Source organism: Agrobacterium tumefaciens (genome assembly GCF_031801495.1).
In the GTDB taxonomy this organism is placed as follows: Bacteria; Pseudomonadota; Alphaproteobacteria; order Rhizobiales; family Rhizobiaceae; genus Agrobacterium; species Agrobacterium tumefaciens_K.
Map to the genome: position 1 here is coordinate 2087947 of NZ_JAOEGC010000002.1, position 14367 is coordinate 2102313.

The 14367-nt window shown below is 58.7% G+C and carries 13 protein-coding genes; 6 read left to right on the top strand and 7 right to left on the bottom strand.

Features of this window, described 5'->3' with window-relative positions; genetic code table 11:
* Positions 1–122: 122 nt before the first annotated feature.
* Complete coding sequence (locus tag N7578_RS19545) at positions 123–443, top strand: metalloregulator ArsR/SmtB family transcription factor (RefSeq protein WP_311111887.1); 321 nt, start codon at positions 123–125, stop codon at positions 441–443.
* A gap of 88 nt (positions 444–531) precedes the next feature.
* Here the strand turns inward: N7578_RS19545 and N7578_RS19550 are convergent, their stop codons facing one another.
* A complete protein-coding gene (locus N7578_RS19550; RefSeq protein WP_311111888.1) occupies positions 532–1707 on the bottom strand; it encodes a DUF3095 domain-containing protein in 1176 nt (391 codons plus the stop codon).
* A 286-nt stretch (positions 1708–1993) separates the two neighbouring features.
* On the opposite strand from N7578_RS19550, the gene N7578_RS19555 reads away from it, so the two are divergent.
* Entirely contained in the window at positions 1994–3100 is a 1107-nt protein-coding gene (locus tag N7578_RS19555) for a branched-chain amino acid ABC transporter substrate-binding protein (protein WP_311111889.1), read from the top strand.
* A 137-nt stretch (positions 3101–3237) separates the two neighbouring features.
* Complete coding sequence (ade, locus tag N7578_RS19560; RefSeq protein WP_311111890.1) at positions 3238–4932, top strand: adenine deaminase; 1695 nt, start codon at positions 3238–3240, stop codon at positions 4930–4932.
* Between the two features lie 62 nt (positions 4933–4994).
* Here ade and aac(6') read toward each other — a convergent pair whose 3' ends face one another.
* Together aac(6') and N7578_RS19570 are read right to left on the bottom strand one after the other, a co-directional pair.
* Positions 4995–5444 (bottom strand): aminoglycoside 6'-N-acetyltransferase, encoded by a 450-nt coding sequence (aac(6'), locus tag N7578_RS19565; RefSeq protein ID WP_311112564.1) that lies wholly within the window; start codon positions 5442–5444, stop codon positions 4995–4997.
* Entirely contained in the window at positions 5444–7108 is a 1665-nt protein-coding gene (locus N7578_RS19570) for an alpha-glucosidase family protein (RefSeq protein ID WP_311111891.1), read from the bottom strand. Before N7578_RS19570 ends, aac(6') begins: the two co-directional genes overlap by 1 nt.
* A 154-nt stretch (positions 7109–7262) precedes the next feature.
* On the opposite strand from N7578_RS19570, the gene N7578_RS19575 reads away from it, so the two are divergent.
* Positions 7263–8183 (top strand): sugar kinase, encoded by a 921-nt coding sequence (locus tag N7578_RS19575; protein WP_311111892.1) that lies wholly within the window; start codon positions 7263–7265, stop codon positions 8181–8183.
* Positions 8184–8293: 110 nt separating this feature from the next.
* Entirely contained in the window at positions 8294–9343 is a 1050-nt protein-coding gene (locus tag N7578_RS19580; RefSeq protein WP_311111893.1) for a bifunctional monoglucosyl/glucuronosyl diacylglycerol synthase, read from the top strand.
* A gap of 167 nt (positions 9344–9510) precedes the next feature.
* On the opposite strand, the gene N7578_RS19585 is transcribed toward N7578_RS19580, so the two are convergent.
* From N7578_RS19585 to N7578_RS19600, 4 genes are all read right to left on the bottom strand, one after another.
* Positions 9511–10119, bottom strand: coding sequence for a DUF2026 family protein (locus N7578_RS19585; RefSeq protein WP_311111894.1), 609 nt, complete (start codon positions 10117–10119; stop codon positions 9511–9513).
* Between the two features lie 221 nt (positions 10120–10340).
* The gene (gene der / locus N7578_RS19590; protein ID WP_311111895.1) at positions 10341–11771 is read right to left on the bottom strand and encodes a ribosome biogenesis GTPase Der; all 1431 of its coding nucleotides are present in this window, start codon (positions 11769–11771) and stop codon (positions 10341–10343) included.
* 33 nt (positions 11772–11804) lie between these two features.
* On the bottom strand, positions 11805–12476 hold the full coding sequence (locus N7578_RS19595; RefSeq protein WP_311111896.1) for a tetratricopeptide repeat protein: 672 nt from the start codon (positions 12474–12476) through the stop codon (positions 11805–11807).
* 157 nt (positions 12477–12633) lie between these two features.
* Positions 12634–13218 carry an NnrU family protein gene (locus tag N7578_RS19600; protein WP_311111897.1) on the bottom strand — a complete coding sequence of 195 codons (585 nt, stop codon included), beginning with the start codon at positions 13216–13218 and terminating at the stop codon, positions 12634–12636.
* A 150-nt stretch (positions 13219–13368) separates the two neighbouring features.
* Here N7578_RS19600 and N7578_RS19605 point away from each other — a divergent pair, with 150 nt between their 5' ends.
* Entirely contained in the window at positions 13369–14352 is a 984-nt protein-coding gene (locus tag N7578_RS19605) for a polysaccharide deacetylase family protein (RefSeq protein ID WP_311111898.1), read from the top strand.
* Positions 14353–14367 lie beyond the last annotated feature (15 nt).

Sequence of the window (14367 nt, forward strand, 5' to 3'; positions counted from 1 at the left end):
GAGCACGACATAAGCGAGATTTAAGTATATACAACGTGCCCGTAGAACTTTAAAACGCCCCTACAACACCGATAACAGCCACCATGACAGTTATTGCGACTGCCATCAGGAGACTTGAGCGTATGGACAACGAATCTCTATCGGATCACAGCATCGCTGCTGCGGACTTGCTTTCTGCAATGGCTAATCCAAAGCGCCTGTTGATCCTCTGTACGCTTGTCGACACTGAAGTTCCGGTAGGAGTTCTCGCTTCACGGGTTGGCCTGAGCCAGTCCGCACTTTCGCAGCACCTGTCCAAATTACGGGCACAACGTCTGGTGAAGACACGTCGAGACGCTCAGACCATTTATTACTCCAGCAATTCCGAGTCGGTGAAGAAGATCCTCGCTTCGCTTGAGGAAATCTATTGCCAGTCGCAGAAAAGCAACCGTTCCGCTGCCTGATGTGATGACGCCTGTTCAGACGAGGCGTCGACTGGGGTAATATCCGAAACCGGCTTTCAAGTCGGTTTTTTGCTGTAAGGATCTTAGGTCACGCGGAACGGGCAAGAAGAACCTGCTGTTTGAGCTTGCTGGCAGCGGCGGCATATCCACCGGATGCGCCATCGACGAAATGCATATGATCCTTCGACAGCGGAGAAGGCACAATGCAGGTCATCAGCGCGGCATCCTGCTCATGCAGCCCGTAATAACAGATCCCCGCGGCATACCCCTCCTCCAGCCGCGAGCGCAGTGTTTCAAACCGCGCTGCATCCATGTCGACCGTCATCTTCAATCCGTCGTCGAACTTCCGGAAGTCGGTATTGCTGGCCACCGAACGGCGATAACGCGCTGCATTGAACCTCCCGAGCGAAAGGCCTGAGAACTGGAGGATATTGACGAGAAAGCTCTCCGCCAGGATCCGTAGCGAACTGCGTATCGCCCCGAGATAATCGTGATAGCCGGAACGCGCATGCGCCTCCAGCCCGAGCCCCTCGCGAACGAAACCAAGTTTCGGACCGTCTTCCGGCACCGGATGCCCCTGCCTTGCATCGTCGCCAACCAGATCGACGATATCCGCGACGAGGGTTCGGAATGCTGGCATGTCCCGCAAGGCGCCCGGTACTGCAATGATGGATACGATCTTGCCGTGGGTCGCCTCGATCGGGTTCCATCGGCAGGAAAGGCCTGTCAGATCGGGCCTTGCTCCCTCGGCAGCTTCCTGAACGCCGTATTGGCCGTCCTTCATGCGCTCTTCGGCCCAACTGTTACCGCCCCCCGAAAACATTGCATAGGAAACATCTTCGCTGGCCTGAAACCGCGCGACGCGAACATCGAAGCCATTGTCGCGTATATCCGCAATAGGAACGAGCGCCACACGCATCGTCAGGTCGAGTTCGTCCCTCACCCACCGCTGCACGTTCGAAAGCGCTGTGCTGGCTGCATGCACCGCATCCGGTGGCACGGCGACAGCCGCGCCATCACCACCAAAAACGAACGGCAGGTCATGGCGGTTGAGACTGTTCGACACACCTGAAATCACGGCGGCGCCTGCCATGTTGACCGTCTTGTATCGGCCGGCGTTGATCGCGGCGGTGGAATCGACGATGTCGGCAATAGCCAGTCCCCAGCCGGTCGGCAGGGCGCGATACAGAGCCGGATCAGCGACGTCTTCGAAATGCTGAAAGACGGGGAGCGTGGCCAGAAATTCATCATCCACTGTTTTCATGTCACCATTATCCTCCACGGCAAAGCGAACGCCAAGCATCAGCGATGCCATAGATGTATAGTGAAACCACGCGTTTCCAAGCCGGATCGCAATCGATTTACCGGCTATGGACGGAACAGCGTCAAAGACGACTTGCCTAAACCAGCAAACCTTTCCTATGAACTGATTTGAACATCCGGAATTCAAACATGAAACGGGTTTTCGCGTCGAGACGTCAGCAATAGCCGAAACAGGCTGCGGCCAAGACGCATACCGGGTCAAGGACCCATTCCAAGGAGACACCAGGATGAAACTGAAAACTTTGACCAGCGTGACGCTCGCCGCGTCTTTCGCTTTCGCACCGCTTGCCCATGCTGAAATCGTCATCGGCCTGATTGCCCCCCTGACCGGCCCCGTCGCCGCCTATGGTGACCAGGTCAAGAACGGCGCGCAGACTGCCGTCAACGAAATCAACAAGAAGGGCGGCATCCTCGGCGAACAGGTTGTCCTCAAGCTCGCCGATGACGGCGGCGAGCCCAAGCAGGGCGTTTCCGCAGCAAACCAGCTGGTAGCTGAAGGCGTCCGTTTCGTTGTTGGCCCTGTGACATCCGGCGTCGCCATTCCGGCTTCCGACGTGTTTGCCGAAAACGGCATCTTGATGGTAACGCCGACCGCAACGGCTCCCGATCTGACGAACCGTGGCCTTTCCAACGTGCTACGTACATGCGGGCGTGACGACCAGCAGGCTGAAGTCGCCGCCAAGTACGTGCTGGCGAGCCTGAAGGACAAGAAGGTCGCGATCATCCACGACAAGGGTGCGTACGGCAAGGGTCTGGCAGACGCCTTCAAGGCAACGCTGAACGCGGGTGGGGTGACCGAAGTATTCTACGATGCGCTGACGCCCGGTGAAAAGGACCTTGGCGCTCTGACGGCTCGCCTGAAATCCGAAAACACCGATATCATCTACTTCGGCGGTTATCACCCGGAAGCCGGCCTGCTGGTTCGCCAGCTGAGCGACATTGGCTCGAAAGCAGTCGTTATCGGCGGTGACGGCCTGTCCAACAGCGAGTTCTGGAACATCGGCGCCAAGGCCGCCGAAGGCACGCTGTTCACCAACGCCTCGGATGCCCTGAAGAATGCAGACTCCAAGGCCGCAGCCGATGCGCTTGCAGCAGCCAACATTCCGGCGGAAGCCTTCACCATCAACGCCTATGCGGCCGTCGAAGTTCTGAAGGCCGGCATTGAAAAGGCTGGAAGCGCGGAAGATTCCGAAGCTGTCGCCACCGTCCTGAAAAGCGGCGAAGCCTTCCCGACCTCGATCGGCGCTGTGACCTACGGCGAAACCGGCGACCTGACCTCGCAGGCGTTCACGCTCTACAAGTGGCAGGACGGCAAGATCGTCGCCGCCGAGTAATGACCACGCCACCGGCCCGACGCCAACATCGTCGGGCCGGTACACGACCGGACAGAACGGTATGGGCCGACACCCGATGTTGCGCTCGATAGCTTCGATCTTTAATCTGCGAACAGATGAATCGAAGAAAGTCCGACATGGTTTCCACACTTGAAGCGCGCATTGACCAGGGTACCGGCCGCGAACCGGCCGACATCGTTCTCAAGGGAGGCCGTTTCTTCGATCTCGTGACAGGGGAGCTTGTCGCATCCGATATCGCGATCTGCGGCGACACCATTGTCGGCATCTGCGAAACCTATCAGGGCCGCCAGGAAATCGACATCACCGGCAAGATCGTTGTGCCGGGCTTCATCGATACCCACCTTCATATCGAATCGTCACTGGTGACCCCGCACGAATTCGACCGTTGCGTTCTGCCTTATGGTGTCACGACCGCGATCTGCGATCCGCATGAGATAGCCAATGTCCTCGGTGCCGAAGGAATACGTTTCTTTCTGGATTCGTCCGTCGAAACCATCATGGATATCCGCGTTCAGCTGTCCTCCTGCGTCCCGGCGACACATCTGGAAACGGCGGGCGCCGATTTGCCGATCGAGAAGCTGCTGCCCTTCCGCGACCATCCGAACGTTATCGGCCTTGCGGAGTTCATGAATTTTCCGGGTGTCGTTCACAAGGATCCGGTTTGCATGGCAAAGCTGGAGGCCTTTCAGGGACAGCATATCGATGGGCACGCCCCGCTTCTTTCAGGCACCGCACTGAACGGCTACCTGTCGGCTGGCATCCGCACGGAGCACGAATGCACCACCGCTGCGGAAGCCTTGGAGAAAATCCGCAAGGGCATGCATATCCTCGTGCGCGAGGGATCCGTTTCGAAAGACCTGCACGCCTTGATGCCGATCATCACCGAGCGTCTTTCGCCGTTTCTGGCGCTCTGCACCGACGACCGAAACCCGCTCGATATCGCCGAGCAGGGTCATCTCGACTATATGATCCGCACGGCCATCGCCAGCGGCGTGGAGCCTCTGGCTATATACCGCGCCGCCTCCATTTCTGCCGCAAAGGCCTTCGGCTTGCGGGATCGCGGCCTCGTCGCACCGGGCTGGCGAGCCGATCTGGTGGTGATCGACACGCTCCAGAACTGCAAGGCCAGCATGGTTCTCTCCGCTGGCAGAGTGGTCGATGACGCACTCTTCGCAACCCGAAAACCCGTTGCCCCCGTCGGCCTCAACAGCGTCAAGGCAAGGCAGGTTCTCGCCGCACATTTCAGTGTTCCCGCGACCGATGGCGAAAGCCCGGTCATAGGCGTGCTGCCTGGCAAGATCATCACAGAACATCGCCGCTACAAGCTCCCCACTGACGGCAACCAGACGACTGTCGATCTGACAAACGACATCATCAAGGTCGCCGTCATCGAACGTCATGGCAAGAACGGCAATCATGCCAACGGCTTCGTGCAGGGCTTCGGCCTGAAGAAGGGCGCGATCGCCTCCACCGTCGGACATGACAGCCACAACATCTGCGTTGTCGGCGTCAACGAGGACGACATGGCACTCGCAGCAAACCGTCTCGGCGAAATCAACGGCGGCTTCGTGGTTGTCGAAGACGGCAAGGTGACGGGTGAAATCGCTCTACCCGTCGCGGGCCTGATGAGTCTCGAGCCTTACGAGGCAGTACGCGACACGTTGCACCATCTTCGCAAGAACGCCTACGCCCTCGGCACCACGCTCGAGGAACCGTTCCTTCAGGTCGCCTTCCTGCCCCTGCCCGTCATACCACACCTGAAGATTTCAGATCGGGGAATGGTGGATGTCGATCGGTTTGCACTGATCTGACGAAGGAGAGATATAATTGGCGAATGACTGGAATGAGCGACTGCCGTTCACTTGTACGCCTATCAACCCTCAATCAAAGACTTCCGAAAATACACGACGCGTTCCGTTTCCTCAAAACCCATTGCCTCATGCATGTGGTGAGATTGAACGTTGGAAATATCGGCATCGGAAGCAAGCTCTGTCACGCCTTTACCGATGGCCCAGCGAGTGACCTCCGCGACCAATGCGGCCGCCACGCCGCGCCGTCGAAACGATTCCTTGACGTAGATGCCTTCCAGAAACGCCACAGGCGACGTATCGCAACCGTTCACATAATCCTCCCGCAGACTGACCTCGGCAAAACCTATGGACGCGCCGTCTGCGTCATAGGCAATGAATCCGGCCTGTTTGTCGGAAAAATTCAACAATTCGGCCTTGTGCTCTGCAGGTGAAGCGTCAGACCACAGTCGAGACCGCAAAAGCGACCAGTCATCAAGGGACGCCTTGCCCGCCGTTATGACCACCCCATGCATCACACCACGACCCCGCAAAACACGTCCAAACCGTCAAGCTCCACAATTCCAGCATCGAACAACGGCGTGAAGCCCGGCATCGGCAAGATTTCCCTGATGACGACACCTTTGGGAATGGGGAATTCAACCGGCTCGCGGGTCAAATTGAACACGAACAGCAGCTTTTCCTCTCCCTTCGTGCGGGTAAAGGCCAGCACGTCGAGATTGGTCTTGATGAAATTCATGTCGCCGTCTCGCAAAGCTCCATGGCTTTTGCGGAATGCCAAAACCGCGCGATAGTGGTTCAGCACGGAATCCGGTTTGCGCTCCTGCGCATCCGTTGCCAGCATGGCATGGGCATAGGGCACCGGCAGCCAAGGCTTTTCGGCAGTCGAAAAACCGGCGTTCGGCGTGCCCGTTTCCCACACCATCGGCGTGCGGCATCCATCGCGCCCCTTGAAGGCGGGCCAGAAACGGATACCGTAAGGGTCGCGCAGATCCTCGAAGGCAAGCTCGGCTTCCGTCAGCGCCAGCTCCTCGCCCTGGTAAAGACATATGGAGCCGCGCAGACTGGCAAGCACGCAGATCGCCAGCTTCGCCACCCGCACCTGCTCCTCGACGCTTCCGGCAAAACGGCTGAGATGACGCACCACGTCATGATTGGAAAAGGCCCAGCATACCCAACCGTCCGTCACCGCTTTCTGGAAACTTTCGACCGAGTTTCTCAGATGTTTCGCCGTAAAATCGGGTCCAAGCAGATCGAACGTGTAGCACATGTTGAGCTTGTCATTGCCGGACGTATATGCAGCAACCGTTTTCAGTGAACGCGCACCATCGCCGACTTCGCCAACCGTGGCGCGGTCGTCGTACTGGTCGAGCAAGGCCCGGAAACGTTTGAGGAAATCAACGTTTTCCGGTCGCGTCTTGTCATAGAGATGATCCTGCATACCGTACGGATTGACGTCCGACGCATCGAGGCCGAAGCTTTCGTCATCGAAAAGCGGCGGGTTGTCGCGCAGCAGCTTGTCGTGGAAATAGTGGTTGACGGTATCGAGCCGAAATCCGTCCACACCGCGGTCGAGCCAGAATTTTACAGTGTCAAGCAAAGCATCCTGAACCTCCGGATTGTGAAAATTCAAATCAGGCTGCGAACCGAGGAAGCTGTGCATGTAATATTGCTTGCGCACGCCGTCCCATTCCCATGCCGGCCCGCCGAACACGGAAAGCCAGTTGGTCGGCGCCGTGCCATCCGGCTTCGGGTTCGCCCAGACATACCAGTCCGCTTTCGGGTTGGTGCGGCTGGCCCGGCTTTCCACGAACCAGGGATGCTTGTCGGACGTGTGCGAGATCACCTGATCTATAATGACCTTGAGCCTGAGGCGGTGCGCCTCCACGATCAGCGCATCGAAATCCGCCAACGTGCCGAACATCGGATCGACATCGCAATAGTCGGATACGTCATACCCCATATCGGCCATGGGCGAAGTGAAGAAGGGCGAGAGCCAGATACCATCCACACCGAGCGAAGCGATGTAGGCAAGCCGCTTCGTGACGCCGGCGAGATCGCCATAGCCGTCACCGGTCGTATCCTGAAAGGACCGCGGATAGACCTGATAGATCACCGCCCCCTTCCACCAGTCCGATTGCACATGAGGTTTCTGGACCGGGGCATGGGTTGGCTGCATGAAGGCTCTCCTGATAGCGGCGAATCCGAGAATATAAAGCGGATGCCCTGCCGTAAACGCCAACTTCGCAAATGCACACAATCCGCGTCAATGGACTTGTCAGGCAAGGTCTGGCGTCGTAATTCCAACGCCAGAGCGAGTGGAGGATCAAGGCGTGGGCGGACGGTTTCTTTCGATTGGCGAGTGCATGGTGGAACTGTCGCAGGCTGGAGACGGGCTACTGCGCAAAGGTTTCGCGGGCGATACCTTCAACACCGCCTGGTATGCGCGCGCCTGCCTGCCGCAAGACTGGTCCGTAGATTACTTCACCGGCCTTGGCGATGACAGCCTTTCGGAAGACATGCTGGCATTCATCGAGGCCGCAGGAATCGGAACGCAGACCATACGCCGCATAAAAGGCGGCACGCCGGGTCTTTATCTCATCAACCTCAAGAACGGCGAGCGCACCTTCAGCTACTGGCGCAATGCCGCCGCCGCCCGGCAACTCGCCGACGATGGAGATCATCTGCGCAAGACGATTGAAAGCGCAGATGTTGTCTATTTCTCCGGCATCACGCTCGCCATTCTCTCGGCGCCAAATGCCGTCGATACGTTCCTTGCAGAACTGCGCCGCGCCAAGGCCGCAGGCAAGCTGGTGGTTTTCGATCCGAACATTCGCCCGCGCCTCTGGGCTGACAAGGATACGATGCTCGACACCATTTCGCAGGGCGCGCGCGCTGCGACACTGGTGATGCCGAGTTTCGATGACGAAGCGAGCCATTTCGGCGATACTTCCGTCGAAGCGACAATCGACCGCTACCGCGCACTCGGCGTTGCCGATATCGTCGTCAAGGACGGCGCAAAGGGTGCCACGCTCGATTTTGGTGGCAAGCGCAGCCATGCACCTGCCATGCAGGCGGTGGACGTTGTAGATACGACCAGCGCCGGAGACAGCTTCAACGGCGCTTTCCTCGCCCGTTACATCACCGGCAGCACGCCTCAGGACGCGGCAGGCTTCGCGGCTGAGGCAGCAGCCGTCGTAATCGGCCATCACGGCGCACTGATAAGCCCTGACCTCCTGCCGCTGGTTGGCTGAAACACCGCTTTGCCGGTTGACATGATCCTGTAACACGCACGCCGCATATACGGGCCGGAACCGCGCAAAACGGGATTCGGCGGCGCGGATGCAAGCAGGATCGGCTGTTCATGACCAGAATCACGATTGTCACAGATGCCTGGCACCCGCAGGTCAACGGCGTGGTTCGTTCCATCGAGAACACCAATCTGGAACTGGCGCGTCTCGGCGTCGATGTTCGTATGGTGACACCGCAGAATTTCCACAGCATCCCCTGCCCGACCTACCCTGAAATACGCCTCTCCATCGCCGGATACCGGCGGGTGGCAGCGGAGATCGAAAAGAGCCAGCCATCCTTCGTACACATCGCGACAGAGGGGCCGCTGGGCTTCATCGCGCGGCGCTGGTGCGTGAAGAACGGCATGCGCTTTTCGACCAGCTACCACACCCGCTTTCCTGAATATGTCGCCGCCCGCTTTCCCATACCCGAACGCTGGCTTTATGCATTCGTCCGCTGGTTCCACAACGGGGGAAACACCTGCATGGTGGCAACCCAGAGCCTTGAAACCGAGCTGGAAGCACGCGGCGTCAGGAACCTCAAGCGCTGGAGCCGCGGCATCGATGCCCACCTGTTCCACCCGCGCGAGAAGACGTCACTGCCTTTCGATCTGCCGCGCCCTATCTTCATGACGGTCGGCCGCGTGGCCATCGAAAAGAACCTGCCGGAATTTCTCGCCCTTGATCTGCCGGGCTCCAAGGTCGTCGTCGGTGACGGCCCTGCCCGCGCCGAACTGCAGGAGAAATATCCGAACGTGCTCTTTACGGGCGTGAAGACCGGCGAAGACCTCGCAAAGGCCTACGCGCAGGCGGATGTCTTCGTTTTCCCGTCGAAAACAGACACGTTCGGCAACACCATTCTCGAAGCGTTGGCAAGCGGCGTACCGGTCGCCGCCTTCCCCGTCATGGGGCCGATCGACATTCTGGGCGGACACCCGCAGGCAGGGGCGCTGGACAACGATCTGCGCAATGCCTGTCTGGCTGCATTGTCCTGCTCACCGCAGGCAGCCGTAGCGCTTTCGAAGACCTACAGCTGGGAACAGGCGTCCCGGCAGTTTCTCGATAACGTGATACAGGCCGCTGGCAAGAATTTGCCGCGCCTGCCGCAATCGCGTCTGGCCTGAAATACCGCTAAGAATATCCGCAATGATCTGGACGAAACGGGGCTTCGGTGTCACAAGGCAGTCAGGACGCGACTGCCGTTAACTTTAGAACGGGGTCGGGCTGCTGATTGACGTCAGGCGGCTGCCGCGAGATTACGCTGGCCGTCCTCTGTCCCGATATATAGAGATCACCACACCCCGACGAGCGTATTACCGACCAGCGGAATGGTTCTGCTCTTGCCGTTGCTGTCGCTGACAGAAATCGAACTCTGCATCTGCTTTGGCGACTTGCGGAACCAGCCCGCGCCGATGGACGCCAGATCGCCGATCATGCCCTGCTTGTGCCAGTCCGCAAAACGTCGACCCATCGCTTCCGGCTCTGGTTTGTAGAAGAAATCGCCGGACTGGTTCAGATCGTTGATGGAGCCTGCCATCTCCGAGAGCGGCCGCTGGAACATTTTCGATGGCACGGAGAGGTGCCTTGCGCTTTGCGAAAATGCTGGTGCCATGAAATCGATGGCCCAGCCGTCCGCCTCGACCCAGCAGTGGAAATTCTCGCCAGCACCGGTCACATAACCATCTTCGCGATGATCCCCAAACAGGAGCAACGTGCCACCGAGATTGTAAGCGGCAAGACCGCCCTTCGGCACAGCCTTGATCTTGTACTGCTGCTGCAGAATGAACGCGCCAAACGTGCTGAAATACATGCAGGCCGTCGCAGGGTCCGTATTCTCGTTGATGAGCAGGCTGTTGATGACACGGTAAATCCGGTGGTAGTCGCTTTGCTTTATCAACATGGTGTTTTGCCTGTCAGGTTAACAATCGCGCTTCTTGTCCCAAAAATCGGCATGAGAGACAGCGCCGTTCGCAATTAATACGGTTTTCATACTCAGTCATCCGGGATCCGGCGCGACCAAGTCTTTGATCGCGAATGGCTCTCCAGCGTCGCAGACACGACGCTACAGGATTCCGGCTCCAGGCCGGAATGACGGAAAAGCGGTCCAAAACCTTATGAGAATTACCGCTTCTTTTTCGCCTTGCCTTCGAACGGATTGTCGGAGCCGCGATAATGTACGCGGATCGGCACGCCCGGCATGTCGAAATCCTTGCGCAGGCCGTTTACGAGATAACGCGTATAACTTTCCGGAATGGCTTCCGGACGCGTGCAGGAGATCATGAAAGCCGGTGGGCGCGCCTTGACCTGCGTCATGTACTTCAAACGCAGACGACGGCCGGAAACGGCCGGAGGCGGATGCTGCGTCGTCTGCGCATCCAGCCAGCGGTTGAGCCGCGCCGTGGAAATGCGGCGGTTCCAGACCTTGTCCGTATCGATGATGTTCTGCATCAGCCTGTCGAGGCCGTAACCCGTTTGGCCGGAAATCGGCACGGCACGGATGCCGCGCGCCTGCGGCAGAAGCCGCTCGGTCTTTTCACGCAGATCGGCAAGGTACGCCTGCGGGTCTTCAACCAGATCCCATTTGTTGAAGGCGAGCACAGCAGCCCGTCCTTCGCGAATAACGAGATCGACAAGCTGCAGATCCTGCTTTTCGAAGGGAATGGTGCTGTCAAAGACGATAACGACAGTTTCGGCAAAACGGATGGAGCGCAGGGAATCCGCAACGGAAAGCTTCTCGAGCTTTTCCGTGACCTTTGCCTTGCGGCGCATACCGGCCGTATCGAACATCTTGATGGTGCGGCCGCGCCAGTCCCATTCGACGGAGATGCTGTCGCGGGTGATACCCGCTTCCGGACCGGTCAGAAGGCGGTCTTCGCCGAGGAAACGGTTGATGAGCGTCGACTTGCCCGCATTCGGACGGCCAATGATGGCGACGCGAAGTGGCTTCGTATCGTCGTAGACCGGCTCTTCATCTTCATCATCCTCGTCTTCCGACTCCGAGCGGGGAATGACGATATTGGTTTCGGCCTCATCCACCTCCGGCGGAAAGGCAACATCTTCGCCGATGGCAGCGACAATGGCGTCGCGCAGGTCGAGCATGCCCTGACCGTGTTCGGCGGAAATCGGGCAAGGCTCTCCAAGGCCCAGCGTATAGGCATCGTAAAAGCCGCCATCCGAACCGCGCGCTTCCGATTTGTTGGCCACCAGAACCACCGGCTTGCCGCGACGGCGCAGCATTTCGGCCAGCGTTTCGTCGGCGGGCGTTAAACCGTTCTTGGCATCGACGACGAACAGGCTGAGGTCGGCCTCCTCGATCGCCTCTTCCGTCTGCGCCCACATGCGCCCCTGAAGCGTCTCGGGACCGGATTGCTCCAGGCCGGCGGTATCGATGATGGTAAAGCGCAGATCGACAAGCTTCGCCTCGCCGGGACGGCGGTCACGGGTCACACCCGGCGTGTCGTCCACAAGCGCGAGCTTCTTTCCGACCAGACGGTTGAAAAGCGTGGACTTTCCGACATTGGGACGCCCGACTATGGCGACGGTGAAGTTCATTGATCGTAGTTCCTTGAAGATGGAAAAGCTCTGTTACGAAGCTTTGCCCGAAGCGGTGATGTTGTCGAGCATGATCTGTGCGCGGTTCGTTACGTTACGCGGTGCCTGCGCATCGGTCACGATCTGATCGAACCATTGTTTTGCCTTGACGAAGTCGCCAGCCTTGTAGGCCGACAGACCAAGAGCCTCGCGTGCGGAAGCGCGCATGGTCTGGCCTTCGCCGCTGAGAGGCTCCGCCAGTGCAACGACCTGATCGTAGGTTCCGTTGTCGACCAGCAGCCACGCGGCGCGTACCTTGGCCGTATCTTGAAATACCTGCGGTGCAGACGTGTCGTTGCCGATATCGGTGAAGGCGGCGATGGCGCCGGCCGCATCGCCCTTCTGGGCCAGAAGCGTCGCCGAACGGAACTTCGCCAGAACCGGATAGTTGCCGTGACCGGACGTTTCGAGGTCCGCAAAAGCCTTCAGCGCCTCATCCGTCTTGTTATCGGATGCTAGCTGCAACGCCGCCAGGAATTGATCGCCGGAATTCGAGGCGCGGCTGTTGTTCCAGTATTCATAGATACCGGCACCGGCTGCACCGAGCACGATAAGAACCGCGGTTCCCACAACCACGATCCCGTAACGGCCCCAGAAGTTGGAGAGCTGTTCCGAACGGATCTGCTCGTTCACTTCGCGGATAAAGGTATCATTTTCGTTTGCCATCGAATTCTCCGTTATCCACCCGGAAAGGTCGCTGTGACCAACCCGTCGGCGGACATGCCAAGGCGCGCTGGCGGTAGCCAGCAAAAAAGGCCCACCAAGCTATGGTCGGCCTTCTAGAGCGTTTTCGCCTTATATGTAAGGGGGAAACGTCGATTTCCTACATCGCGAGCGGTTGTACGCCGATCAACCATTCGTGCAGCTTGAATATGAACGCGGCCCAGAGCGCAACGCCGCCGATCACGGCGATGATATCGTAACGGCCCGACACGAACGGACGCACGACATGCTCCCCTGCCCGCTCCCGCCGCTTGAGCGAAATGCGCAACACAACGCCCCATGCGAGAAATGACGCGAAAAGCAGAACCGACGAGGTTTCACCGTTCGCCATAAGATGAGCGAGAGCCCAGATCTTCACCGCCAGAACCAGCGGGTGCTTCGTCTTCGTGGCTATGTGGCCAGCCGGAACAAGGCTGGCGACAAGACAGATCATCGACAGCAGCATCAGCGTCAGCGCGATATGGCTCATCCAGATTGGCGGATACCACAGTATGCCGGTTTCCTGCCGTGCCTCGCCGAACCCGTAGACCAGGAGAACGATGGCAATAATGCTGACGAGCGAATAGAGCCCCCTGAACGGCCCAAGCCCGATGCGGGCAATCGCGTTGGCGCGAAACTGCGGCGCAAACACACTGAGCGTATGCGTCAGGAAAAAGAAGATAAGACAGAGTATGAAAAAGAACATGCTGGATATCCCCCTGATGTCCGCAATCGCCGGGGCCGTGACGGCCTGACAAAAGGAATTAGGCCGATCGGAGCGAAAAAGCCAGATTATTCAAAGCTTCGCCTTATTCCGGCGTCAAAAGGCCACAGTGTTTCATGTTCCGGATAGCTGATGTTTGCCCGTTTTGCCGCCCTTTCCCTGTCTTTCTGTATCGCTGCCCCGGCGTTCGCCCAGACGGCGGACAGATCCAAACAGCTTGTGATCGTCTCCTTCGATGGCGCAGGCGACAATACGCTGTGGGAAAGAAGCCGCGCGACGGCAAAGGAAACCGGCGCGCATTTCACCTATTTCCTCGCCTGCACGCTGGTGATGGACCGCAAGACCAGCGCCAAAACCTATCAGGCGCCGGGCCAGAAGGCAGGCCGCTCCAATGTCGGTTTCGGCCAGTCCATCGAGGATGTCGAGACGCGCCTCAGAAACATCTGGTCCGCTTATCGGGAAGGTCACGAGATCGGCAACCACACCTGCGGCCATTTCGATGGCGGGCAATGGACGATGGAGCAGTGGGACGCGGAGTTCACCACTTTCACCAGCACGCTGGAAAACGCATGGCAGATGATCGGCAAGAAGGGCGAGGAACCCGACGGCTGGCGCGACATGGTGAAAAAGATCAACGGCTTTCGCGCGCCCTATCTCTCGCAAAGCCCGGCCTTGACCGCCGCGCAGAAAAAACACGGCTTCGTCTACGATGCCACCAGCATCAGCAAGGGGCCGGAGTGGCCGGTGGAACGTGAAGGCATCGAACATTTCGGCCTTCCGCTTATCCCCGAAGGTCCGAGCAACCGGCTGATCATTGGCATGGACTACAATCTGTTCATCCGCCACTCCATCGGCGTCGAGACGCCCGACCGCTCGAAAGAGTTCGAGGAACGCGCCTATGCGGCGTTCCGCAACGCGTTCGACCGGCAATACAACGGCGAGCGCATTCCCCTGCAGCTCGGCTTCCACTTCGTCAAGATGAACGGCGGCGCATACTGGAACGCTTTCGAGCGGTTGTTGCGCGAGGTCTGCAAGAAAGAGGATGTCGCCTGCGTCAGTTACGCACGGGCGATGCCGATGATCGAGGCGCGCCAGAAGCACAAGACGGAAGGCTGAAGGCCGGACCGACAA